At 69.9% G+C, this 23,092-nt stretch carries 19 protein-coding genes; 10 read left to right on the top strand and 9 right to left on the bottom strand.

Translation table 11 applies throughout. The features are described 5' to 3' along the window. Window positions 1–17: 17 nt before the first annotated feature. Window positions 18–1,052: an SIS domain-containing protein gene (locus ACGFNP_RS57780; protein ID WP_393333287.1), complete on the bottom strand. Its 1,035-nt coding sequence runs from the start codon at window positions 1,050–1,052 to the stop codon at window positions 18–20. 116 nt (window positions 1,053–1,168) lie between these two features. Between ACGFNP_RS57780 and ACGFNP_RS57775 the strand changes: the two genes are divergently transcribed. The 3 genes from ACGFNP_RS57775 to ACGFNP_RS57765 all read left to right on the top strand — a co-directional run bounded on the left by ACGFNP_RS57775 (window position 1,169) and on the right by ACGFNP_RS57765 (window position 3,969). Next, window positions 1,169–1,909 (top strand): GntR family transcriptional regulator, encoded by a 741-nt coding sequence (locus ACGFNP_RS57775; RefSeq protein ID WP_214633529.1) that lies wholly within the window; start codon window positions 1,169–1,171, stop codon window positions 1,907–1,909. Between the two features lie 24 nt (window positions 1,910–1,933). Then, entirely contained in the window at window positions 1,934–3,244 is a 1,311-nt protein-coding gene (locus tag ACGFNP_RS57770; RefSeq protein ID WP_358335805.1) for a PTS transporter subunit EIIC, read from the top strand. A 356-nt stretch (window positions 3,245–3,600) separates the two neighbouring features. Further along, window positions 3,601–3,969 (top strand): Rv3235 family protein, encoded by a 369-nt coding sequence (locus ACGFNP_RS57765; RefSeq protein ID WP_358335802.1) that lies wholly within the window; start codon window positions 3,601–3,603, stop codon window positions 3,967–3,969. Window positions 3,970–4,089: 120 nt separating this feature from the next. On the opposite strand, the gene secA is transcribed toward ACGFNP_RS57765, so the two are convergent. Next, entirely contained in the window at window positions 4,090–6,882 is a 2,793-nt protein-coding gene (gene secA / locus ACGFNP_RS57760; RefSeq protein ID WP_393333221.1) for a preprotein translocase subunit SecA, read from the bottom strand. A 223-nt stretch (window positions 6,883–7,105) separates the two neighbouring features. Here secA and ACGFNP_RS57755 point away from each other — a divergent pair, with 223 nt between their 5' ends. Together ACGFNP_RS57755 and ACGFNP_RS57750 are read left to right on the top strand one after the other, a co-directional pair. After that, the gene (locus tag ACGFNP_RS57755; protein ID WP_358335797.1) at window positions 7,106–7,366 is read left to right on the top strand and encodes an HGxxPAAW family protein; all 261 of its coding nucleotides are present in this window, start codon (window positions 7,106–7,108) and stop codon (window positions 7,364–7,366) included. 245 nt (window positions 7,367–7,611) lie between these two features. Next, window positions 7,612–8,796 carry a DNA glycosylase AlkZ-like family protein gene (locus ACGFNP_RS57750; RefSeq protein WP_358335794.1) on the top strand — a complete coding sequence of 395 codons (1,185 nt, stop codon included), beginning with the start codon at window positions 7,612–7,614 and terminating at the stop codon, window positions 8,794–8,796. Between the two features lie 447 nt (window positions 8,797–9,243). On the opposite strand, the gene ACGFNP_RS57745 is transcribed toward ACGFNP_RS57750, so the two are convergent. The 6 genes from ACGFNP_RS57745 to mtrA form a co-directional block, all read right to left on the bottom strand. Continuing rightward, window positions 9,244–9,942, bottom strand: a complete 699-nt coding sequence (locus ACGFNP_RS57745) for a response regulator transcription factor (protein WP_214633525.1) — start codon at window positions 9,940–9,942, stop codon at window positions 9,244–9,246. 170 nt (window positions 9,943–10,112) lie between these two features. Then, window positions 10,113–10,772, bottom strand: coding sequence for a ribosome hibernation-promoting factor, HPF/YfiA family (gene hpf / locus ACGFNP_RS57740; RefSeq protein WP_358335791.1), 660 nt, complete (start codon window positions 10,770–10,772; stop codon window positions 10,113–10,115). A gap of 629 nt (window positions 10,773–11,401) precedes the next feature. After that, on the bottom strand, window positions 11,402–12,076 hold the full coding sequence (locus tag ACGFNP_RS57735; RefSeq protein ID WP_393333217.1) for a ComF family protein: 675 nt from the start codon (window positions 12,074–12,076) through the stop codon (window positions 11,402–11,404). Window positions 12,077–12,136: 60 nt separating this feature from the next. Then, complete coding sequence (locus ACGFNP_RS57730) at window positions 12,137–13,933, bottom strand: LpqB family beta-propeller domain-containing protein (RefSeq protein WP_358335785.1); 1,797 nt, start codon at window positions 13,931–13,933, stop codon at window positions 12,137–12,139. Window positions 13,934–13,940: 7 nt separating this feature from the next. Then, window positions 13,941–15,686: an MtrAB system histidine kinase MtrB gene (gene mtrB / locus ACGFNP_RS57725; protein ID WP_358335782.1), complete on the bottom strand. Its 1,746-nt coding sequence runs from the start codon at window positions 15,684–15,686 to the stop codon at window positions 13,941–13,943. An 18-nt stretch (window positions 15,687–15,704) separates the two neighbouring features. Next, window positions 15,705–16,382 carry an MtrAB system response regulator MtrA gene (gene mtrA, locus ACGFNP_RS57720; RefSeq protein WP_043620615.1) on the bottom strand — a complete coding sequence of 226 codons (678 nt, stop codon included), beginning with the start codon at window positions 16,380–16,382 and terminating at the stop codon, window positions 15,705–15,707. 269 nt (window positions 16,383–16,651) lie between these two features. On the opposite strand from mtrA, the gene ACGFNP_RS57715 reads away from it, so the two are divergent. The 5 genes from ACGFNP_RS57715 to ACGFNP_RS57695 are packed head-to-tail and all read left to right on the top strand — an operon-like array spanning window position 16,652 to window position 22,025. Next, window positions 16,652–17,872 (top strand): glycerophosphoryl diester phosphodiesterase membrane domain-containing protein, encoded by a 1,221-nt coding sequence (locus ACGFNP_RS57715; protein ID WP_358335779.1) that lies wholly within the window; start codon window positions 16,652–16,654, stop codon window positions 17,870–17,872. Further along, on the top strand, window positions 17,869–18,501 hold the full coding sequence (locus ACGFNP_RS57710) for a DUF4129 domain-containing protein (protein WP_393333213.1): 633 nt from the start codon (window positions 17,869–17,871) through the stop codon (window positions 18,499–18,501). Before ACGFNP_RS57715 ends, ACGFNP_RS57710 begins: the two co-directional genes overlap by 4 nt. Further along, the gene (locus tag ACGFNP_RS57705; protein ID WP_393333210.1) at window positions 18,498–19,685 is read left to right on the top strand and encodes a DUF4350 domain-containing protein; all 1,188 of its coding nucleotides are present in this window, start codon (window positions 18,498–18,500) and stop codon (window positions 19,683–19,685) included. The genes ACGFNP_RS57710 and ACGFNP_RS57705 overlap by 4 nt, the downstream gene beginning before the upstream one ends. Before the next feature lies 1 nt (window position 19,686). Continuing rightward, window positions 19,687–20,652 (top strand): MoxR family ATPase, encoded by a 966-nt coding sequence (locus ACGFNP_RS57700; protein WP_358336094.1) that lies wholly within the window; start codon window positions 19,687–19,689, stop codon window positions 20,650–20,652. After that, complete coding sequence (locus ACGFNP_RS57695; protein WP_393333208.1) at window positions 20,652–22,025, top strand: DUF58 domain-containing protein; 1,374 nt, start codon at window positions 20,652–20,654, stop codon at window positions 22,023–22,025. Before ACGFNP_RS57700 ends, ACGFNP_RS57695 begins: the two co-directional genes overlap by 1 nt. 56 nt (window positions 22,026–22,081) lie before the next feature. Here the strand turns inward: ACGFNP_RS57695 and ACGFNP_RS57690 are convergent, their stop codons facing one another. Further along, window positions 22,082–23,074, bottom strand: a complete 993-nt coding sequence (locus ACGFNP_RS57690) for a stage II sporulation protein M (protein ID WP_358335768.1) — start codon at window positions 23,072–23,074, stop codon at window positions 22,082–22,084. Window positions 23,075–23,092 lie beyond the last annotated feature (18 nt).

The raw sequence follows: 23,092 nt of genomic DNA, 5'->3' as shown, positions 1-23,092 counted from the left end.
TACGACCAGGCTAAACGTCAGTCGGTCTGGGTCACCTTGTTGAGCCCGCGCGGCGCGTCGGGATCGATGCCCAGCCTCCTGGCCAGCGCCTCGGTGAGCAACTGCCCCGGCACGATGAGGCCCATGGGCGCGACCCACTCGGGCAGGTCCGGGCCGTTGAGCGCCGCCGTGCCCGCGTGGGCCAGCGCCGGACCGCCGCCGATGGTGAAGGCCGCGGCGCCCGCGGCGACGACGCGCTCGGCCAGCGCCACGGTCCCGGACAGCGTCGGGCTGTTCTCGGCGGCGACCAGCAGCGCGGGGGTGTCGGCGTCGACCACGGCGATCGGCCCGTGCAGCAGGTCGGCGTACGACAGGCCCATGGCGTGCAGGTAGCACGCCTCCTTGAGCTTGAGCGCGGTCTCCAGCGCGGTGGAGAAGGCCAGGCCGCGGGCGGAGACCACGGCCCCGGGCTTGTCGGCCAGGCCCTCGACGACCGCGTCGAGGTCACCAGGCTCGGCGATCAGCTTCTCGACCGCGTCGGGGACCCGCTGCAGGTCGGCCGCGTCCACGTCGGCGCCGAGGCCGAGCGCGAGCACGGCCAGCGCGGCGAGCTGGGTGGTGTAGGTCTTCGTGGCGGGGACCGCCTTCTCCTCGCCCGCCAGCGTGCACAGCGCCAGGTCGGCGGCCTGGGCGAGCGGGCTGTCCGGACCGCCGTTCGTCACGCCGACCGTCCTGGCCCCGCAGTCCTTGGCCCAGGTCAGCGTCTCGACGATCTCCTCGGTCCGGCCCGACTGCGAGATGGCCACGGCCAGCACGCCGTCGAGGTCCAGCTTGCGCTTGTACGTCGTCGCGACGGACGGGGCGGCGAGCGCGGCCAGCCGGCCCGCGTGGGCTTCGACCAGGTAGCGGCCGTAGACTGCGGCATTGTCGGAGGTGCCACGCGCGATGAACAGCAGTTGCCGGGTCTGCTCACCCAGCGCTCTCACCTCGCCGATCCTGGGGAGCAGGGAGTCGAGCGTGGCCCGCAGAGCCTGGGGTTGCTCAGCGATCTCGCTGCGCATCTTGGTGGTCATCATCCCTCAAATCGTTACCGTGCAGACTTGACCCTGTTTTACGACATGTGGTCTAGTCCGGACTAGACCAGTACGAACCATAGCCCATTGCCCAGGTCAGATCGAGGGGAGGATCCGTGGCGCACATCGATCCGGACAGCCCGGTGCCCAAGTACTTCCAGCTCCGCGAGATCCTGCTGGATCTCATCGACAGCGACGAGCTGAGCATCGGCGCGGCGATCCCGTCCGAGCGCGAGCTCTGCCAGCGCTTCGGCCTGTCCAGGATGACCGTCCGGCAGGCGGTCGACCACCTGGTGTCCGAGGGCCGGCTGCACCGGGTGCCCGGCAAGGGCACCTTTGTGGCCAGGCCCAAGATCGAGCTCGCGCTGCAGCTCACGTCGTTCACCGACGATATGCGGGCGCGCGGCATGGAGCCGGGCTCGCGCGACCTGGACAGAAGGGTCGTACGCGCCAGCGCCCATCTGGCCAAGGAACTGGGCATCCAGCCGGGCGAGGAAGTGCACTTCATCGAACGGCTGCGGACCGCCGACGGCGAGCCGCTGTCCATCGAGCGGGCGCACATCCCGGTCAAGCTCGCCCCCGACCTGGCCGAGCACGACCTGTCCGGCAGGTCACTCTACGAGCTGCTGGAGAGCCGCTACGGGCTGGTCATGGACGCCGGCGAGCTGACCATCGACGGGGGCATCGCCGATCCGAGCGACGCCGACCTGCTCAAGCTCGCCCGGGGCGGGGCCGTACTACTGTTGCAGCGCAGATCCTTCTCCGGCGGCGTCTGCGCGGAGCTGGGCGTGTCCACCTATCGCGCGGACCGCTACCAGCTGCGCACCATTCTGGAAACGCCCACCAGACGGGGCTGAGGGCCCGATCCGGAGGAACCCCCGGTGAACGAGACCACCGCCGCCAGGCCTTCGCCGTTCTCACGCGTGATGAACGTGCTCCAGCGGCTGGGCCGCTCGCTCATGCTGCCCATCGCCGCCCTACCCGCGGCCGCGCTGCTGCTCCGCTTCGGCCAGCCCGACATGCTCGGCTCCAACGGCGCCGACCCCGGCGGCCTGGCCGACGTGGCCGGCTTCGGCTGGATGAACCAGGTCGCCGAGGTGCTGGCCGCCGCCGGTGCGGCGCTGTTCGAGAACCTGCCGCTGCTGTTCGCGGTGGGGGTGGCGATCGGGTTCGCCCGCAAGTCCGACGGCTCGACCGCGCTCGCCGCGGTGGTCGGCTACCTGGTGTTCGACCGCGTGACCAAGGTGATGTTCTTCGGCTCGGCCATCAGGAACACGGTCCTGATCAGGGCGGAGCAGCCTCAGGGCATCAAGGAGATCATCAACTACGGCATGCAGAATCCCACCCAGGTGCTCGGCGGCATCATGATCGGGCTGGTCACCGCCATGCTCTGGCAGCGGTTCCACCGGATCAAGCTGCCGTCCTGGCTGGCCTTCTTCGGCGGGCGCCGGTTCGTACCGATCATCACCTCGATCGCGGCGCTGCTGCTCGGCGTGCTGATCGGCTGGGTGTGGCCGATACTCGGCGAGTGGATCGGCCACGCGGGCGAGGCCCTGACCACGCTCGGGCCGCTGGGCACCGGCATCTACGGCCTGATCAACCGGCTGCTGATCCCGCTCGGCCTGCACCACTTCGTGAACTCGATCGTCTGGTACGTGGTCCCCCAGTGCGAGGTCGGCGGCCAGGTCCTCGGCGGCGACTGGAACTGCTACTTCGGCGGCGCCCCGCACTCCGGCCAGTTCATGGCCGGGTTCTTCCCGATCATGATGTTCGCGCTGCCGGCCGCCGCGCTGGCCATGTGGCGGGCCGCGCCTCCGCACCGTCGGGCGGCCGTGGGCGGCATCATGCTGTCGGCCGGGCTGGCCTCGTTCGTCACCGGCATCACCGAGCCGATCGAGTTCGCGTTCATCTTCGTGGCACCGGTGCTGCTGGTCGTACACGCGGTGCTGACCGGTCTGGCGATGGCGCTCACCACACTCATCGGCGGGCAACTGGGCTTCGGCTTCTCCGCGGGACTGCTCGACATGCTCCTCAACGCCAGCAAGTCGAACACCCATAATCTGCCGGGGATCCTGTTGCTGGGGGTGATCTATGGGGTGGTCTATTACGTGGTGTTCACTTTCCTCATCCGCAAACTCAACATCCTGACCCCCGGTCGCGAGCCCGAACCTGACGTCGACTCGGGCGAATAACTTCCATTTTTTACGGCAAGCCCGGTGAGCCCCACCCGCCATACAGGGCTGAGATCTGTCCAGGGGCACGCTCCTCCGGTGGAGGTGGCTGGGCGCCGAGACGCGCGTCTTCTTGGCCGGGGCCTACCGCCCAGGCGGTAATGGAGCATCGGGGTGGGCCGGATCCGTTCTGGACGGGCCGGTAGCAGGGTGGGCCGGACCGAAATTTTGCTGGACCACTCCAGCTTTCGGTGATCTTGTTCGCCAATCACCTCGAATCGGTGGCCCAGGCGGGAAAGTTGGTGGCCGATGTATTCGGGGGCGGGGCCGGAAACTCTATGTATCGATCCCTCTCCCCCTATGACATCGGAGGACCCATGTCATCTCTTCCGCACGCCGCCGCCGTTCCCGACCCGCTCGTGTGGGGGCCGCCGGGGGCCATCCCCGACGAGCGCAAGCTGAGGTCGCTCGGACAGGCACTGGCCGAGGTGCTCGCGGGACGGCGGCCGGCTGAGAGTGTCGCCGACCGGTTCACCGAGCGGGCCTACCGTGAGCTCGTCAGGGCGGGGCGGATGATCGACGCGAAACGGCCGCCGTTCGTGGGGAGCCCGCACGTGAAGGAGCCCAAGGACGGCGCGGTGGAGATGTGCCTGCTCGTCCACTGCGGCGAACGCAGCCACGTGCTGGCCGTCCGGCTGGAGCGGCGCGGCGTGCAATGGCTGTGCACGGACTTCGAGACGGCCTGACGCGGCATTTGAGACGGCCATTCGAGACGGCCCGAAGCGGCTATTCGAGACGGCCTGACGCAGCACGTGAAAGAGGCCCCCGCCGGGCGGCGAGGGCCTCTTTCGCGGCACTGGGCGTTGTTACGCCTCGGCGTGCTTGGGGTCGCCGTGGCAGCGCTTGTACTTCTTGCCCGAGCCACAGGGGCAGGGCGCGTTGCGCTCGACGTTGCCGTAGGCGGCGCGCTCGGCCGACGTGCTGCGGACCCGGGTGTGCTCGACCTCGCCCGCCTCGCCCGGCGCGGTGTATTCGAGCTCGGCGGGCCGCTCGGGCCCACGCAGGCCGCGCGCGATGATAGAGCGGGTCTCCGCCATCATCGCGTCCTCTTCCTCGACGATCGGGTTCTCCTGAACCTCGACCTCGATGTTGAACAGGAAGCCGACCGAGTCCTCCTTGATGCCCTCCAGCATCGCGGCGAACATCTCGAAGCCCTCGCGCTGGTACTCGATCTGCGGGTCCTTCTGCGCGTAGGCCCGCATGCCGATGCCCTCGCGCAGGTAGTCCATCTCGTAGAGGTGCTCACGCCACTTGCGGTCGAGGACCGACAGGATGACGCGGCGCTCGAACTCGCGGGTGGCGTCGGCGCCGAGCTCCTCCTCGCGCCTGGCGTAGGCCTCCAGCGCGTCCTTCTTCACCTTCTCGGAGATCAGCTCGGCGGTGAGCTCCTCGCGGCTGCCGGCCTCCTCGACGACGTTGTCGATGGTGAGCGTGACGGGGTAGAGCTCGCCGAACGCCTTCCACAGCTTGTCGAGGTCCCACTCCTCGGCGAACCCCTCGGCCGTGGCACCGGCGACGTAGCCGTCGATCACCTCGCCGACGAAGCCGCGCACCTGCTCGTGCAGGTCGGCGCCCTCCAGGACGCGGTGGCGCTCGGCGTAGATCACCTTGCGCTGCCGGTTCATGACCTCGTCGTACTTGAGAACTTCCTTGCGGATCTCGAAGTTCTGCTGCTCGACCTGGTGCTGGGCGGAGGCGATGGCCTTGGAGACGATGCCGGACTCGATCGGCTGGTCGTCCGGGATGTTGAGCCTCGTCATGATCATCTCGACCCGGGCCGAGTTGAACAGGCGCATGAGGTCGTCGCCCAGCGAGAGGTAGAAGCGCGACTCGCCCGGGTCGCCCTGACGGCCGGAGCGGCCACGCAGCTGGTTGTCGATGCGGCGCGACTCGTGGCGCTCGGTGCCGAGAACGTAGAGGCCGCCGATCTGGGTGACCTCGTCGTGCTCGGCCTTGACGGCCGCCTTGGCCTTCTCCAGCGCCTCGGGCCACGCCTTCTCGTACTCTTCGGGCGTTTCGAGCGGGTCGAGACCGCGCTGGCGCAGCTCCAGGTCGGCGCGGAACTCGGAGTTGCCGCCGAGCATGATGTCGGTGCCTCGACCGGCCATGTTGGTGGCCACGGTGACGGCGCCCTTGCGGCCCGCCTCCGCGACGATCGCGGCCTCGCGCGCGTGGTTCTTCGCGTTGAGCACCTCGTGCGGAACGCCGCGGCGCTTGAGCGCCTTCGACAGCCGCTCGGACTTCTCGACCGAGGTGGTGCCGACGAGCACCGGCTGGCCGGCCTCGTAGCGCTCCTTGATGTCCTCGACGACCGCGGCGAACTTGGCGTCCTCGGTCTTGTAGACGACGTCGGCCTGGTCCTTGCGGATCATCGGACGGTTCGTCGGGATCGGGACCACGCCGAGCTTGTACGTCTGGTGGAACTCGTTCGCCTCGGTGACGGCCGTGCCGGTCATGCCGGACAGCTTCTTGTAGAGGCGGAAGTAGTTCTGCAGGGTGACCGTGGCGAGAGTCTGGTTCTCGTCCTTGATCTTCACACCCTCTTTGGCCTCGATGGCCTGGTGCATGCCCTCGTTGTAGCGGCGGCCGTGCAGGATGCGACCGGTGAACTCGTCGACGATCAGCACCTCGCCGTCGGAGACGATGTAGTCCTTGTCCTTCTTGAACAGGTCCTTGGCCTTCAGGGCGTTGTTCAGGAAGCCGACCAGGTGGGTGTGCTCGGCCTTGTAGAGGTTGTCGATGCCGAGCCAGTCCTCGACCTTGGCGACACCGGACTCCAGGACGCCGACCGTGCGCTTCTTCTCGTCGACGATGTAGTCGCCGGTGCTCTCCTCGTCGGGCGACTTGGCCTCGACGCCCCTGCGCAGGCGGGGCACGATCTTGGCGAACTCGGTGTACCACTTACCCGACTGCTCCCCGGGACCGGAGATGATCAGCGGGGTGCGGGCCTCGTCGATGAGGATGGAGTCGACCTCGTCGACGATCGCGAAGTGGTGGCCGCGCTGCACGCACTCGTCCAGCGACCACGCCATGTTGTCGCGCAGGTAGTCGAAGCCGAACTCGTTGTTGGTGCCGTAGGTGATGTCCGCCTCGTACTGCTTGCGCCGCTCGTCGGGGGCCTGCCCGGACAGGATCATGCCGACTTCGAGGCCGAGGAAGCGGTAGACGCGGCCCATGTGCTCGGCGCCGACCTTGACCAGGTAGTCGTTGACCGTGATGACGTGCACGCCGTTGCCGGCGAGCGCGTTGAGGTAGGCGGGGAGGGTGCAGGTGAGGGTCTTGCCCTCGCCGGTCTTCATCTCCGAGATGTTGCCCATGTGGAGGCTCGCGCCGCCCATGATCTGCACGTCGAAGTGACGCTGGCCGAGCACGCGGCGGGCCGCCTCGCGCACGGTCGCGAACGCTTCGGGAAGCAGATCGTCGAGGGTTTCGCCAGCGTCGAGCCGCTGCTTGAATTCGTCCGTCAGGGCGCGCAACTCCGCGTCGGACAGGCTCGTGAAGTCGTCCTCGATGGAGTTGACCTGATCGGCGATCCGCTTGAGCTTGCGCAGGGTCTTGCCTTCGCCGGCGCGTAGGATCTTGTCGAGAATGGCTGCCACTTTATGTAAAGCTCCTCGCAGGTCTACCCCGGCGGCGCCGCCAGGAGGAGAGGCTGAGACAAACTTCCCCGTTGCCATCGTAGGCGGTTCCGCAACCAGACACAGCCACCGCGACGACGAGAGCGTCGGGCACGTCTGGGAGAATGGGGTTAGGCAGAGCGTATGCCGGTAAGACGCCGGTTCGCACCATTAGCGGGATATCCGGTAAAGGGAAGGATTTGTGATGGTTGAGGGGCGCAAGTCAGAGCATGCGGAGAATCTCGGCAGCCATGGCGGCCGTGCGTCCTCATGGCTCGCGGTGACCGTGATGGTGCTCGGCACCGTCGTCGCCGGCTATGGGTTGACCGCCGCCAACTGGACGCTCGTCTGGATCGGGGCCGGGGTGTTCGTCGTGGGCGCAATCCTCGCCCTCGTCTTCGACATCGTCACCGACGTCGTGATCGACGCCCCCCGAGCCGGACTGCGCGCGGAAGACCACCGCTGAACCACTGCCTCACCTCCGCCCCACCTCCGCCGGCGGATGCGGCCACCGCTCACCCCCGGGACATAACGGGCGGCAACCGCCAAACCGCCGCATCCATGGACCGACGCGGAGGGTCGCCGCCCAACCTCCGAGACGGAGGCGAGACAGGCCCCGCCGCTGATGCGTACGTCTCGCGGCGGGCCGCCGTTTCTGTCGGTGCCCGCCGCTAGCATTCGCGGCATGCCTAGCCGTACCAATGTGCTGATATGACGGATCTGACGGCCGACGAGGCGCGGCGGATCATCCTGCGGGCCCAGGGCCTGCTCGGCGGCGCGGACGCGCGCCGGGGCGGCGTGCACGGCATGCTCCGCAGGCTCGGCGCCATCCAGCTCGACACCATCTCCGTTCTGGCCCGCTCCCACGAACTGGTCGCCTACGCGCGCCTGGGCGCGGTGGGCAGGCCCAAGGTCGAGCGCGCCTACTGGCACAACCCCGCCCAGAGCTTCGAATACTGGTGCCACGCCGCCTGCATCCTGCCGATCGAGCACTGGCCCCTCTACGCCTTCAGGCGGCGCGCCTACCGCGACCGCCGCTACCGCTGGCACGAGGTCCCCGACCACGTCGACAAGCTGCGGGATCAGGTACGCGACTCGGGCCCCCTCACCACGTCGGACGTCGGCGGCGCCAAGAACGGCGGCCCCTGGTGGGACTGGTCCGACTCGAAGATCGGCCTGGAGTGGCTGCTCGACATCGGCGATATCGTCTGCAGCCGCCGCGTCGGCTGGCGCAGGGTCTACGACCTGTCCGAGCGGGTGGTCCCCGCCGAGCTCCTGGCCGAGGACCTCTCCGACGAGGAGTGCATCGTACGGCTGGCGGCCATAGCCGGCGCCTCGCTGGGCGTGGCGACCAGGGGTGACCTGATCGACTTCCTGCGGCTCAAGGGGAGGTTCGCCGCGATCCTCGACGAGGTGCTGCTCAGCGGGGCCACCGGGCTGGTGCCCGTACACGTGACCGGCTGGCCCTCGACCAGGGGGCAGACCAACGCGTGGGCCGATCCGGCGGGCCTTGCGTCGGCGCCGCGCGGCCGGCACCGCACGACGCTGGTGTCGCCGTTCGACTCGCTCATCTGGCATCGCGGCCGGACCGAGCGGGTCTTCGGCTTCAACTACCAGCTCGAGCTCTACGTGCCCAAGCACAAGCGGGTGCACGGCTACTTCACGATGCCGGTGCTGGCCGGCGGCCGGCTGATCGGCCGCGTGGACCCGGCCCGCGAGGGCACCACCCTGGTGGCCAGGCAACTCAGCCTGGAGCCCGGCCTCACCGCCGCCAAGTGGGCCGACGCCCTGCGCGACGCCCTGTGGTCAGCGGCCGAGTGGGTGGGCTGCGACGCCGTACGAGTCGAACGCGCCGACCCCACCCTCATCACCCACCTGGAAGCACCCGCCGACTGACCACGGCCCTCGTCGCCTACTTGACGACAGACACCACCTCGGTCACCCACCAGGGCACGAGCATCACCTGACCACCGCGCTCGTCGCCTATCCAGCGGCGAGTTCCGGCAGAACGCCGTCCTCCGCACCCGCGGGGCACGAGCACCGGCTGACCGCTACCCTCCGTACCCGTTCGGGACGGACACCGGGTGATCGTCACCCTTCACCGCCCGCCCTGGGCGCCCCAGGTTACGCCAGGCGCCGGTGGCGGCCTGCGGGCGCCAGCCAGGGCGGCTCGGGTGCGCTCGCCCGCCCGCGCAGACGCGCTCCGCGGTGGCGCGTCGGATGCCCAGGGCGCGCGTCGGATGGTCGCCACCCGTCGCACCCGTCGGGGGCTGGGCGTTCGCCACCCGTCGCACTCCGTGGGGGGCCGGGTGTTCGCCATCCGTCGCCGCCTCGGCGGGGGCGTCAGGTGATTTCCAGCATGCGTTCGCGCACCGCGTAGACCACGGCCTCCATGCGTGAGTGGAGTTGCAGCTTGTCGAGGATGTTGCGGACGTGGTTCTTGACCGTGTTCTCGGAGATGAAGAGCTGCTTGGCGATCTCGCGGTTGTTCATCCCCTTGGCCACCAGGCGCAGCACCTCCATCTCGCGTTCGGTCAGCCGGGGCACGGGGAGCTGGGGTGGGCGTTCGCTCTCTTTCTTGCTCATGTTCGCGAACTCGTTGATGAGTTTGGCGGCCATGGCCGGATTGATGAGCGACTGGCCTTCGTGCACTCCGCGCACGGCGGCGGGGACGTCGTTGATCTGCACGTCCTTGAGCAGATAGCCGGTCGCGCCCGCCTTGATGGCCTCGAAGAGGTCTTCTTCCTCGTCGCTGACCGTCAGCATGATGATGCGGGTGCTCGGCACGGAGGCCTTGATGCCCTTCGCCGCCTCGATGCCGTCCTGTCGCGGCATGCGTACGTCCATGAGCACCACGTCGGGCATGAGGCGGTCGGCCATTTCGACCGCCTCGTGCCCGTCGCTGGCTTCACCGACCACCTCGATGTCCGGCTCGGCGGCCAGCGCCAGAGCCAGGCTCCGCCTGATCAACTCGTGATCGTCCACGATCAGGACGCGGATCGGCTCGCCTCCTGACGCGCGGGCCTCGCCAGACTCCGTCACCAGGCCTCCTCGATCAGCCTCGCGACTGCCTTCTCCGCGGTTCGCTCGCTCATCACCTGACTGAGCTCGCTCACGTCTCCTCCTCGTCGGGGGGCCAGAGCCGTTGGACCGCCAATGATGGCACGTCTAACGCGGTCCTAGGGTGGTCGAGAAGATCTTTTAGCGCGCTGTCACGGCTCTACGAGCCGCAGCACGCCGTAGTTATAGCCGCGCCGGTTGTAAACGACACACGGCTGGCCACTCTCCTTGTCACGGAACAGGTAGAAGTCGTGGCCGACCAGCTCCATCTCAAGGAGAGCCTGGTCGATGGTCATTGGTTCCGCTTTGTGGTGTTTCTCCCGTACGATGAGCGGCCCGTCGCCCTCCATCTCGATCGGGACGATGTCGTCGTACTGCTTGTCATCGGGTAGCTGATCTTCTTCGAACTCGGGGACGGCCTCGGCCTCGACCTCGCGGGGTGCCAGGTCGGCGACTTCGGGGAGCGTCGCGGTGAGCTCCGCGACGGAGGGCGGGCAGTGGTTGCCGTGATGCACTTTGCGCCGGTCGGAGAGCCGCCTGAGGCGACCTTCCAGTTTGTCCAGCGCCATGTCTAGGGCGGCGAATCGATCGTCGGCGGAAGCCTCCGCACGGATGGCGGGTCCTCGAGAGTGAATGGTCAGCTCGACGCGCTCTCGCTGGCTGGCGATGCGCGGATTGCGCTCCTTCGACACCTCCACATCGACTCGAATGAGCTTGTTGTCCAGACGCTCGATCCTGGCCAGCTTGGTCGTCACCTGGTCTCGGAACCGATCACTCACTCCTGTGTGCCGGCCCTTGACGATGATGTCCATGCAACAGCCCCCCTTCGTCTAACGACTGAGAAAGAGCGCCCGACGACGTTCTTGCCGGGCGGGGTCTTCCGTCTGCCTCTCTGCTGTCACCGTTACCCTCTTCCGACGTTCCGTCACCGGGATCTCGGGTGGCACCCGCCCGGCCGACCTGGTCTTCGACCCCACATCCGCCTGCTGAGGATTTCGCGGCTCTGATGCCACTACTGCCCTTCTCTCCTGACGGGGGACATCTGGACCCCCGGGAAGGCAGGACTTACCCCTAAGCCGCACCGTGATCGGTCGACAAAGAGTCGCCTTACGTGGACCGTTTTGCCTGCGGCTGGCATCGGCTAGCAGAGCCGGGAGCCCCGACCCTGCGCAACCACGGACCCGAACGGGTGCCATGTCAGAACGCTATCCGGATCGCGACCGAATGTCAGCCTACGGATCGGGCAAACGATCACTTTCTGTGATTTTTCACCAGTGTGACGGGCATGATGCGTGCCCTTTTCTGCGTACGGCCGCCTATATATCCGTCCCATCGTGGAGTGCTGAGCTGCCCCGCCGCCGCTCGGTGGGCAGTGACATGTGGCCTCCAGGTCAGGGCCGACAAATAGATCTTTCTTTACCCAGGGTGACCGTAATGGATTTCAAGATCTTCGGCGTGTCGCGGCGACGGTGACCGCCAGGAGGACTTCGACGCCGTTCGCCCGGAGTGTCCTGGCCGCTTCGGCCAGGGTGGAGCCCGTCGTCACGATGTCGTCCACGAGCAGCACAGAGGCCGCTGGGCGGGCCTTCCCTGCGGGGGTGACCCGATGGGAGGCGGCGAGGTTGGCGGCCCGCTGCGTGGCGCTCAGGCCCGCCTGGTCGCCTATCTGGCGCGCCTGCCCGAGCGCGGGCCACAGCTCCGCCCGGCGACCGGATGCCACCAGTTGCCGTACGGCCAGCGCGGCCAGTCTGCCGACCGGGTCGTGTCCCCTCGACCGGCGGGCGCGGACGGCGCTGGGGACGGGGACGACCGCCACCGGCGCGGCGGGCCGGGACGCCAGGGCATGGCAGGCGGTGAAGGCCAGGGCCGCCGCCAGTGGACGGGCCAGCGTGGTCTGGCCGCGCTCCTTGTAGGCGACGATCGCCGCGCGCACGGCCCCCGCGTAGTCGGCGGCCGACCAGCACTCGGGGAGCCCGGCCGGGACCGGTCTCGGCATGCGGCGGGCCGGGACGGGGGCCAGGCACCTCCCGCACAGACGCGGGCCACCGGCGGCACAGCCCAGGCAGTGCTGCGGCAGGATCAGATCGGCGAGAGCGGCGAACACGGGGACCAGCATGCCCGGCGCCCCCGACAGTTTCGGTGCCGCGAGATCGCAGGTCAGGCGGCCCGCAGCGGGTCAGCCCAGGGGGAAGATCGGGGTGTCGGCGTCGGCGGCGATCTTGGCGGTCCAGCTCTGCTTGTCCAGGTTGGATTCCAGGATCTCGTTCTTCTGCAAGGTCCCCGCCAGGATCCGCTCACCCTGCGCGGCCAGTGTGCGCAGCCGCTTGTCCGACGGCAGCTTGGTGACCGTGCCGTCGCCCACGTTGATCTCCTTGACCACCGACCCGGCCTTGCTCTGCGAGAGCACCACCAGGTGCTCGCCGTCACGCCAGGCCAGGTCCATGATGTTCTCCTCGTCCACCGTGCTCAATGTCTGGAAATTTCCGAGCATGGTGGAGGCGCCCCCTCCGGTGATGGCGCCGACGCGGATCTCGTGCTTGCCGATCGTGACCGCCACCCGCACGCCGTCCCTGGCGACCCGCAACCGCGTGACGTCGAACCCGTCGAGGCTCGGCGCGGCGATGCGCTCGGGCCCGCGCCCGGCGCTCGGGTTGCACCGGAGCACGGCCCCGTTGCGGCGGTCGTACGTCCATAGGGTGCCATCCCTGTGCCAGGAGGGCGCCGTGAGGTCGGTGCTCGCCCCCTGGATCCACTGCTGCCAGCGGCCGTCCGCGGCGGCCCTGGTGACCCAGATGCCGCCCGTCTTCGACTTGGCCGCGATGAGGTCGGCGCCCTGACCGGTGGCGTAGCCGCCGGCGATCACGGCGAAGTCGGAGTACTGGCTGTTCGGCTGACCGGCGGGCCCGGCCACGACCCTGCCCGGCCCGTCGTGGCCCACCGAAGAGACGGCGCCTTTGCTGTTGGTGTAGTAGACGACGTTGGAGGCGGCGCCCAGCCAGTCGTCGGGCATGTTGGGCGGGATGGTCATCGTGTCCGAGGAGAAGAACGGCTCGCCGTCGAGCAGCACCTCGATGGACCGGCCGTTGGCCACGTTGTTGCTGGTGAGGCTCCATCTGAGCTGGGCCTGGAGTCCCCTGCTGAAGATGTCGTCCGCGTCGATGGGACCGCTGAGGTTGATCACCACGCGGTCGTCGCCCGCGCGTACGTACTCGACCCGCGTGCCATGCGGGAAGACATTCTCCACGGCGCCCTGCAGCGCTTTGCTCGGGCCCTTGAGCAGGCGTTCGATGATGGTCTTGGCGAAGCTCTCGGTGGGCTTGAGCCGCAGTCGCACCCGGTCGACGACCAGCATGTCCGCGTTGGCGCCGCCGCTGCCGGGCGCGCCGTTCAGGTAGTACAGGTTCGTCGGCCGGTACGCGCGAGCGACGTCCGCCTCGGTGAGCACGAGGCCCCCGAGCAGGGAATTGACCCGATATTCGCCTGTCTTGTCCTTGACCAGGGTGAACTTCCTGTCCACGCCCACGGACACGGGCACGTAGGTGTCGTCGTCCTCGATCCGGGCCACCTGGGTGCCCGAGATGACGACGGTGACCTCCTTGTCGCCGATCTTCCCAGATTCATCGTATTTAGCCCCGTTGTCGAGCACCGTCACCGGACCGCCGGGCTTCCACGCCTGCCGAGCCTCGTCCGTCAGGTACTTCGCCAGGATCTCCGGGTCGTCGGCGTAAGCGGCCATGGCGGCCTGCAAGCCCTCCACCACCTGCTGCGGCGACCAGCCGGGCTGCGGCTCGATGGCGACCATGCGCTGGAACGGCTTGCTCATCGGGTCGTTGTCACCGGCCTCGCCGACCGCGAACGGCCCGCCCACGGGGATCACCGCGCAGGCCGAGCTCCAGGTGAGAGTCGCGATGACGACGCCGACGGCGCCGAGCCGCCTGAGCCGTGCGCGAAGCGGCCTGCCGGTCCTCGTCACAACCGGCCTAGTCCTCGTCATAACCGGCCCCATCCGCCGACGCGGGCAGCAGCACCGGCGTCATCTGCCCGCGCCACGTGCGCCGCATCTCGATCTCGGGCGGCACCAGCGACAGCGGCGACCCCTTCAGGTCGGTCCCGGCCACCCGGGGCAGTGTCAGCCGGAACTGCGAGCCCTCCCCTTGCTGCCCCCACGCCTGCAGCCAGCCGCCGTGCAGCGAGGCGTCCTCGCGCGAGATGGCCAGGCCCAGCCCGGTGCCGCCGATGGTCCGCGCCCGTGAGGGGTCGGCGCGCCAGAACCGGTCGAAGACCATGGTGTCCTCGCCCGCCTTCAGGCCGATCCCGTGATCGCGTACGGCGACGGCCACGGCGTCCCGGTCGGCGCCCACCGTCACCACGACGTCCCTGCCCTCGCCGTGCTCGATGGCGTTGAACAGCAGGTTGCGCAGGATGCGCTCGACCCGCCGGTTGTCGATCTCCACCATGCACGGCTCGTTGGGCAGCCGCAGCTCGAAGCGGGTGGAGTGACGCTCGGCCAGCGCCTCGGAGTCGCCGATCGCGCGCAGCACCACGTCACGCACGTCGACGGGGTCGAGGTCGAGCGTGGCGGCGCCGGCGTCGTAGCGGCTGATCTCCAGCAGGTCGGCCAGCATCGACTCGAACCGCTCCAGCTGGGCCTGCATGAGCTCGGCCGAGCGGGCGGCCATCGGGTCGAAGTCCTCGCGGGCGTCGTAGAGCAGGTCGGCGGCCATCCGCACGGTGGTCAGCGGGGTGCGCAGCTCGTGGGAGACGTCGGACACGAACTGCCGCTGAACCTGGGACAGCTCCTCCAACTGGTGGATCTTCAGCGCCAGGTTGACGGCCATCTCGTTGAACGAGGTGGCCAGGCGGGCCAGGTCGTCCTCGCCGCGTACCTTCAGCCGCTCGTCGAGCTTGCCCGCGGCCAGGCGCTCGGCCGCCTGACGGGCCAGGCGCACCGGGCTGACGACCTGGCGGGCCACCAGGTAGGCGATGGCGGCGAGCAGCAGCACGAGTCCCAGACCCACCACGGCGAGGGCGAGCCTGACGTTGGACAGCATCTGCTCTTCCTCGTTGATCGGGAAGAAGTGGTAGACCTCGTAGTTCTCGCCGTTGATGTCGACCACGCCGCCGATGACCAGCGTGGGCGTGGCCTGGCTGTCACCGGTGAACGTGATGGGCGCGGTGAAGCGCTGCGGCTTGTCGAAGATGTACTTCTGCTCCTGGCTCCGCAGCTTCTGCTGCAGCGCCTGCGGCACGTTCTCGGGCGCGACATTGCCCGAGGCGCGCGACTGGCCGGGGCGGGAGGTGTTGAGCACCAGCACCTCGTAGCGCTTCTTGGAGCCGTTCTCGCCCGAGCCGGTGATCGTGTCCATCACCTCGTCGAGCGGGTCGACGGGCGTGTTGCCGCCCGTGTCGGCGGTCGACTTGGCCTGGTCGTCGGGCTTCTGGCTGAGCGCGTCCGCGATCTGCACGCGGTCGGCGAGCGCCTCGGTGGCCGACGACTGCTGGCGGCTCTCGATGACCGATCTGTTGATCTGGTCGGACAGGAAGACGCCGAGCACGACCACCACGGTCACGGAGATCACCAGCGTGCTGGTGACCACCTGGAGCTGGAGTGAGCGCCGCCAGACGCTCCGTACGCGACCCGCCGCACGCCGCGTCCGCCGCCGGACCCCGCCCAGAATCTGGCGGAGAGTACGGCGGCGGAGTCGTTTCCTGCTAGTCGAGGCCATGGCCAGGTCGGGCGGAGGTCAGGCCGGCCCGGCTTTGTAACCCACGCCGCGGACCGTGACGACGATCTCGGGGTGCTCCGGGTCCTTCTCGATCTTCGCCCGGAGCCGCTGGACGTGCACGTTGACCAGACGGGTGTCGGCCGCGTGCCGGTAGCCCCAGACCTGCTCCAGGAGGACCTCCCGGGTGAAGACCTGGCGCGGCTTGCGGGCCAGCGCGACGAGCAGGTCGAACTCGAGCGGCGTCAGGTTGATGGTCTCCTCACCACGCTTGACCGAGTGACCGGCCACGTCGATGGTGATGTCGCCGATCTGCAGGATCTCCGGGGTGGGCTCGTCGGTACGGCGCAGCCGCGCCCGCACCCTGGCCACGAGTTCCTTCGGCTTGAACGGCTTGACGATGTAGTCGTCGGCGCCCGATTCCAGACCGAGCACGACGTCGATCGTGTCGCTCTTGGCGGTGAGCATGACGATGGGCACGCCCGACTCCGCCCTGATTCTGCGCGCCACGTCGATGCCGTCCGCCCCCGGCAGCATCAGGTCGAGCAACACCAGGTCCGGGCGTGTGTCCCGGAAAGCGTCAAGGGCTTTGTCACCATCTGAGACAAAGGATGGCTCGAAGCCTTCGCCGCGCAACACGATACCCAGCATCTCGGCGAGAGCGGCGTCGTCATCGACGACCAGCACGCGACCTTTCATGGCCCCTCATTCGTTCTACGCATTCTGGGACATACCCGCACGATCGCTGAAGGTTGCCCTTCGTTGGCCCATGCATGGGACACGAGACGTACAAAAGACAAGTTTTAGACTTGCAGCCGAGACCGCAATCTCAGTCTGCGGTAACAGACCGACTTTCGGCCATCCTTCGATGAGATCCTTGAGCAGGAACGCCCCGGAATGCGGGCAAGATGAGCCGGCGAATCGCACGCACGACACCATTGCCCCGCCCACCATGCCAGGATTGGGATATGTCAGACGGTCACGGTCCCTCGCCCGAGACGCCACCAGGCTGGGCTCCAGAACAGCCCCCTCCCTACGGCGCCCCGCAGACCTCGCCGTGGACCGCCCCCGGCTTCGAACAGCAACAGCCTCCACCGGGCCCCGGCCCGCAGGCGCCCTATCAGCAACCGCCGCCTGGATACGGCTACATGCCGCCGCCACCCGCACTGCGCCCCGGGATCATACCGCTACGGCCACTGGGGCTGGGCGACATCCTCGACGGAACGATCAAACTCGTCCGGTCGAACCCCAAGGCGGTGCTGGGCCTCTCGGCGGTCGCCGCCCTCCTCGGAGCCCTCCCGATCGCGATCGGGCAGGTGTTCGCCTTCGACTCCATGCGTGGCCTGCTCGACGATCCGGCCTCGGCCGATCCGGCCGACCTGTCCGGGATGTACGGCGGGTTCATCGCCCAGTACGGCGGCGCGATCGTCTCCACCGCGGTCAGCTTCGTCGTGGTGACCCTGCTGACCGGTGTGCTGATGCGGATACTCGGCCGCGCCGTGTTCGGCGGCAAGATCTCCGCCGGGGAGGCGTGGCAGCTGACCAAGGGCCGCGTCCCGGCGCTGTTCGGCGTGGTGGGGCTGATGGCCGTCATCGTGCTGGTCCCGCTGGCCGTCATCGCCCTGCTCATCGTCGCGATCATCGCGACCGGCACGGGCGACGACTCACCCGCCGCGGCGGGCGGCGTGATCGTGATCTCCGTGCTGCTGCTCATCCTGTACTTCTGCTACGTGCTGTACTTCAGGACCCGCTTCGCGCTCGCGGCGCCGGCCGTGGTGCTGGAGGGCAAGGGCCCCATCGAGGCGCTGCGCCGCTCCTGGAACCTGGTGACCGGCGACTTCTGGCGGGTGCTCGGCATCCTGCTGCTCACCTCGCTGCTGGTGGGGCTCGTCGCGGGCATCCTGGAGGTCCCGTTCACCATCGCCGGGACCCTCCTCGGCCTGCTCGGCAAGTCTCCCGGCACCGCCGTGCTGGCGGCCGTGCTGCTCGCCCTCGGCGGCACGCTCGGCGCGCTGATCACCTACCCGTTCGAGGCGGGTGTCGCGGGCCTCCTCTACGCCGACCGGCGGATGCGCAGTGAGGCGTTCGACCTGGTGCTGCAGACGGCGGCGATCGAGCAGCAGCGTCAGGGCTGGGTGCACGCCTCGGCGGACGAGCTCTGGCATCCGTCCAACTCCGCCAGGCCGTGACCCCGATCGACAGGGGGGAGGCCGCGCGCAGAGCCGCGGAGGAGCTCCTCAAGCCGGGCTACGAGCGGGAAGCGCTGCTGGACCAGGCGTGGCGGCGCTTCCAGCAGTTCGTCGGCGACCTCATGGACGCGGCCACGGGCAGCGGCACGACCGGTGGCGTCATCTCCGCCATCGTGATCACACTGATCATCAGCGGGGTGGTCGCGCTGATCGTGTGGCGGCTCCGCAAGACCTCGCGCAGGAACGCGGCGGCGCCGGACGGCCTGTTCGGCGAGCGGACGATGACCGCCGCCGAGCACCGCCAGGCGGCCGAGCGGCTGGCCGCCATGGGCAGCTGGGCCGAGGCGATCCAGGAGCGGCTGCGCGCCATCGCCCGCGACCTGGAGGAGCGGGCCCTGGTCGACGGGATGCCGGGGCGTACGGCCGACGAGCTGGCCGCCGAGGCGGGCCTGGCGCTGCCCGGGTTCGCCGACGAGCTGACCGCCGCCGCCCGCTCGTTCGACGACGTCACCTACGGCGCCGAGCCGGGCACCCGGGAGACGTACGACGCCATGAGCGGTCTCGACGAGCGGCTCCGCCAGGCCAGGCCGGTCCCGCTGGCCGCGCCCACGCTCGGGAGCACCTCATGAGCCTCGACATGCGACCGCAGGAGACCGGCGAGTCCCACTCCACCTCCCCCACCGTGCGCTCCACCTGGCGGGCGAGCCGGCTGATCCTCCTGCTCGGCGCGCTCATGGTGCTCGCCGCGGTGCTCAGCGTGCTGCTCAAACCGGACACCCGTCCGCCCCGCCATCTGGATCCCACCGACGCCACGCTGGCGGGCTCGATGGCGCTGGCCGAGCTGCTGCGCGACCGAGGTGTCACCGTCGACAGGGTCGACACGGCGGAGGCCGCGGCGGCGAAGGCCACCGGTGCCGCGCCGGGAGACCGGCTGCTGCTGGTCACCGACGCCTCCTACGCCGACCCGCGCGTCCTGGCCGGGATCCAGGGCGACCGGGTGATCGTCGACAACATCTTCACGCTCGATGAGCTGGCTCCCGGGGTGCGGCCGGAGCGGGGGTCCGCACGCGAGCGCTCGCGCGAGCCCGGCTGCTCGCTGCCCGCCGCCAGGGCCGCGGGCAGCGCGTTCATCGGCGGCTCCGCGTTCACCGGACCGGCCGGCTCCACCGGCTGTTATCCGGCGGGCGACGGATGGACGCTGGTCAGCTACCCCAACGCGGGCGGCACCACCACGGTCCTGGGCAGCGCCGAGTTCATGACCAACCAGCGCCTGACCGAGGACGGCAACGCCGCGCTCGCCCTGAACCTGCTGGGTTCGGCCAAGGCCGTGACCTGGCTGGTCGCGCCGGAGACACCGCCCGTGGGCGAACTGCCGGGCGCGGACGGCCAGTCGATGTACGACCTCATGCCCGCGAGCATCCCCTGGGCCGTGCTGATGGCGGTCATCACGGTGCTGATGGTGGCGTTCTGGCGGGGCAGGCGGCTGGGGCCGGTCGTGACCGAGCGGCTGCCCGTCGTGGTGCGGGCCGCGGAGACGGTCGAGGGGCGCGGGCGGCTCTACCGGGCCAGGCGGGCCAGGGGCAGGGCGGCCGACGCGCTCAGGGCCGGCACGATCGACCGGCTCACGCCCCGGCTCGGTCTCGGCTCCGGCTCGGGCCGGCACGAGCTGGTGGCCGCCGTCGCCGTACGGACCGGCCAGGACGCGCAGGAGATCGGCGCCGCGTTGTACGGCCCACCACCCGCCGACGACGCCGGGCTCGTCGCCCTGGCAGGCTACTTGGACTTCATCGAGAGGACCGTCAGTGAACATTGAGATGACCGCCCAGGCGCCCGGCGGTGACTCGGCCAGGAACGCGCTGAGCGCGCTGCGCGCCGAGGTGTCCAAGGCCGTGGTGGGCCAGGACGCCGTGGTGACCGGACTGGTCATCGCGCTGTTGTGCCGGGGGCACGTGCTGCTCGAAGGCGTGCCGGGCGTGGCCAAGACACTCATGGTCCGCACGCTGTCCGCCGCGCTCTCGCTGGACTTCAAGCGGGTGCAGTTCACGCCCGACCTGATGCCGGGCGACGTGACGGGCTCGCTGATCTATGACGCGAAGACGGCGCGGTTCGAGTTCCGCGAGGGGCCGGTCTTCACCAACCTGCTGCTGGCCGACGAGATCAACCGCACCCCGCCGAAGACGCAGGCCGCGCTGCTGGAGGCGATGGAGGAGCGGCAGGTCAGCGTCGAGGGCGACGCGCGCAAGCTGCCCGACCCGTTCGTGGTGTGCGCGACGCAGAACCCGATCGAGTACGAGGGCACCTACCAGCTACCGGAGGCGCAGCTCGACCGGTTCCAGCTCAAGCTGACCGTGCCGCTGCCGCCGCGCGACCAGGAGATCATGGTCCTCGAACGCCACGCGCAGGGCTTCGACCCACGCGACCTGTCCGAGATCAAGCCCGTCGCCACCGCCCAGGACCTGGAAGCGGGCCGCGAGGCGGTGGCGAAGGTGCACGTGGGATCCGAGGTGCTCGGCTACATCGTGGACGTGGCGCGGGCCACCAGGAACTCCCCGTCGCTCCAGCTCGGCGTCTCGCCGCGTGGCGCGACCGCGCTGCTGGCCGCCTCGCGGGCCTGGGCGTGGCTGTCGGGCCGCGGCTACGTCACGCCCGACGACGTCAAGGCGCTGGCCAGGCCCGCGCTGCGGCACCGGATCCAGCTCAGGCCCGAGGCCGAGCTGGAGGGCGCGACCGCCGACGGCCTGCTCGACGGCATCCTGGCCTCGGTCCCGGTCCCGCGCTGATGGCTCTGACGGGACGCGCCGGGCTGGTGGCGGCGCTCGGCGTCGTGGTCGTGCTGCTGGCGCCCGATCCGGGGTACGCGGTGGCGGGCGTCTGCCTGCTGCTGGCCGCCGCGATCGTCGTGGACCTGGTGTTCGCGGGCGCGGTCCGCCCGCTCCGCTTCCACCGCTCGGGCGACCGGCTGGTCCGTCTCGGCGGCCAGGCCACGGTCGAGCTGGTGGTGGAGAACCCGGGCGGCCGGCGGGTACGCGGCCTGCTGCGGGACGCCTGGCCGCCCTCCGCGGGCGCGTCACCGCGTTCCCTGCCGCTCGACGTGCCCGCCGGAGAGCGCCGCAAGCTGGTCGTGACGCTCACCCCGACCAGGCGCGGCGACCGCGAGTCCGTGGCGCTCACCGTCCGCTCGCTCGGGCCGCTCGGCCTGGCCGCCCGCCAGGGCACCCACCGGGCGCCGTGGTCGGTGCGGGTGCTGCCGCCGTTCCTGTCGCGCAAGCACCTGCCCTCCCGGCTGGCCAGGCTGCGCGAGCTCGACGGCCAGCACCCGGCCCTGGTACGCGGGCAGGGCACCGAGTTCGACTCGCTGCGCGAGTACGTGGTGGGCGACGACGTGCGCTCGATCGACTGGCGGGCCACCGCGCGCCGCCACGACGTGGTCGTCCGCACCTGGCGTCCGGAGCGGGACCGGCGGGTGCTGATCGTGCTCGACACCGGCCGCACCTCCGCGGGCCGGGTGGGCGACGCCCCGATGCCGCTGGCCGGCGCCGCGGCGGGCGGCGGCGGGCTGCTGGTCAAACCGGATCCCCGCCCGGTGCCCGGCTGGCCGCGGCTCGACTGGTCGATGGACGCCGCCCTGCTGCTCGCCGCGCTCGCCGCCAGGGCGGGCGACCAGGTGGACTTCCTGGCCTACGACCGGGCCGTACGCGCCTGGGTGGCCGGGGCCTCGCGTACCGAGCTGCTGTCGTCGCTGGTCAACGCCATGGCGCCGATCGAGGCGGAGCTGATCGAGGCCGACTCGCAGGGCATGGTCGCGGCGGTCCTGTCCCGGGCCAAGCGGCGCTGCCTGGTCGTGCTGCTCACCGACCTCAACTCGGCCGCGCTCGACGAGGGGCTGATGCCGGTGCTGCCGCAGCTCTCCTCGCGCCACCTGGTGCTGGTGGCGGGCGTCTCCGATCCGCGCGTGGCGGCGATGGCGGCCCAGAAGGGCACGGCCGAGCAGGTGTACGACGCGGCGGCGGCCGAGCACACGGAGCTGGGGCGCAGGCGCATCACCGCCCGGCTGCGCCGCCACGGCGTCGAAGTGGTGGACGCGCCACCCGAGGACATCGCCCCGGCCCTGGCCGACGCGTACCTGGCGCTGAAGGCCGCCGGCCGCCTGTAGGCGGCTTCAGGCAGCTTCAGGCGCCGGACGGGCTTGGGCTCGGGCGCTCGGCGGGTTCAGGCGCTCGGGGCCACGTCCGGGGCGCGTTCGAGGTCGCCCGTCTCGTTCTGGCTCAGCGCCCGCCTGCCGAAGACGATCACGTACGCGAGGAAGGCCCCTTCGGCGAGCACCCCGATGCCCACCCGCACCGGGGTCGGCAGCCCGGACGGCGTGACGAACGCCTCGATGAGCCCCGACACGAACAGCACCCCGACCAGCCCGAGCGCCACGCTGACCACCGCCCGGCCCTGCTCCGCCAGCGCCTCGACGCGCTTGCGCGGCCCGGGGTCGATGACCGTCCACCCCAGCCGCATGCCGACCGACGCCGCCAGGAAGACGGCGGTCAGCTCCAGCAGGCCGTGCGGCATGATCAGCCCGAAGAAGATGTCGAGCTTGTCACGCGAGGCCATCAGCCCGGCGGAGACGCCGAGGTTGGCCGCGTTCGACCAGAGCACCAGGGGGATCGGCAGCCCCAGGAAGATCGCGTAGATGATGACCTGCGCCGAGACCCACGCGTTGTTGATCCACACATGGCTGGCGAAGGAGGCGGCCGGGTTCTCGGAGTAGTAGTCGGCGAAGTCGTGCTCGACGAGCTGGGTGATCTCGTCGGGCGAGGCGATCGAGGTCTGCACCTGCGGGTTGCTCGCCACCCACACGCCGAGCACCCACGCGACGGCGACGCACGCCAGCGACGTGGCCAGCCACCACCACCGGGCCCGGTAGGCCACCACCGGGAACGACACCGTGACGAATCTGACGAACTCCCGCCAGGCGGGCGTGTGCGCCCCCGTCACCGCCGACCGCGCCCTGGCCACCAGCGCGGACAGCCGGCCGGTGAGCATCGCGTCCGCGGAGGACGAGCGGACGATCGACAGATGCGTGGACACCCGCTGGTAGAGGTCGACCAGCTCGTCGACCTCGGGCCCGGTCAGCGAGGAGCGGCGTTTGATCAGGTGCTCCAGTCTGTCCCACGCCGGGCGGTGTGCGGTGACGAACGCATCGATGTCCACCGGACCATTGTGGCCGGT

The organism is Nonomuraea sp. NPDC049269 (genome assembly GCF_043197155.1).
Lineage (GTDB): Bacteria > Actinomycetota > Actinomycetes > Streptosporangiales > Streptosporangiaceae > Nonomuraea.
The sequence above is the reverse complement of the archived record's forward strand: the minus strand, read 5'-3'. Positions and strand labels throughout refer to the sequence as shown.

What these genes read in the sequence shown, in the direction of transcription:
- mtrA (WP_043620615.1), bottom strand. Translation starts at nt 16,382, where the DNA reads ATGAAAGGTCGCGTGCTGGTCGTCGATGACGACGCCGCTCTCGCCGAG.
- mtrB (WP_358335782.1), bottom strand. Translation starts at nt 15,686, where the DNA reads ATGGCCTCGACTAGCAGGAAACGACTCCGCCGCCGTACTCTCCGCCAG.
- ACGFNP_RS57705 (WP_393333210.1), top strand. Translation starts at nt 18,498, where the DNA reads ATGAGCCTCGACATGCGACCGCAGGAGACCGGCGAGTCCCACTCCACC.
- ACGFNP_RS57695 (WP_393333208.1), top strand. Translation starts at nt 20,652, where the DNA reads ATGGCTCTGACGGGACGCGCCGGGCTGGTGGCGGCGCTCGGCGTCGTG.
- ACGFNP_RS57755 (WP_358335797.1), top strand. Translation starts at nt 7,106, where the DNA reads ATGGTTGAGGGGCGCAAGTCAGAGCATGCGGAGAATCTCGGCAGCCAT.
- ACGFNP_RS57735 (WP_393333217.1), bottom strand. Translation starts at nt 12,076, where the DNA reads ATGCTGGTCCCCGTGTTCGCCGCTCTCGCCGATCTGATCCTGCCGCAG.
- hpf (WP_358335791.1), bottom strand. Translation starts at nt 10,772, where the DNA reads ATGGACATCATCGTCAAGGGCCGGCACACAGGAGTGAGTGATCGGTTC.
- ACGFNP_RS57700 (WP_358336094.1), top strand. Translation starts at nt 19,687, where the DNA reads ATGACCGCCCAGGCGCCCGGCGGTGACTCGGCCAGGAACGCGCTGAGC.
- ACGFNP_RS57765 (WP_358335802.1), top strand. Translation starts at nt 3,601, where the DNA reads ATGTCATCTCTTCCGCACGCCGCCGCCGTTCCCGACCCGCTCGTGTGG.
- ACGFNP_RS57750 (WP_358335794.1), top strand. Translation starts at nt 7,612, where the DNA reads ATGACGGATCTGACGGCCGACGAGGCGCGGCGGATCATCCTGCGGGCC.
- ACGFNP_RS57780 (WP_393333287.1), bottom strand. Translation starts at nt 1,052, where the DNA reads ATGACCACCAAGATGCGCAGCGAGATCGCTGAGCAACCCCAGGCTCTG.
- ACGFNP_RS57715 (WP_358335779.1), top strand. Translation starts at nt 16,652, where the DNA reads ATGTCAGACGGTCACGGTCCCTCGCCCGAGACGCCACCAGGCTGGGCT.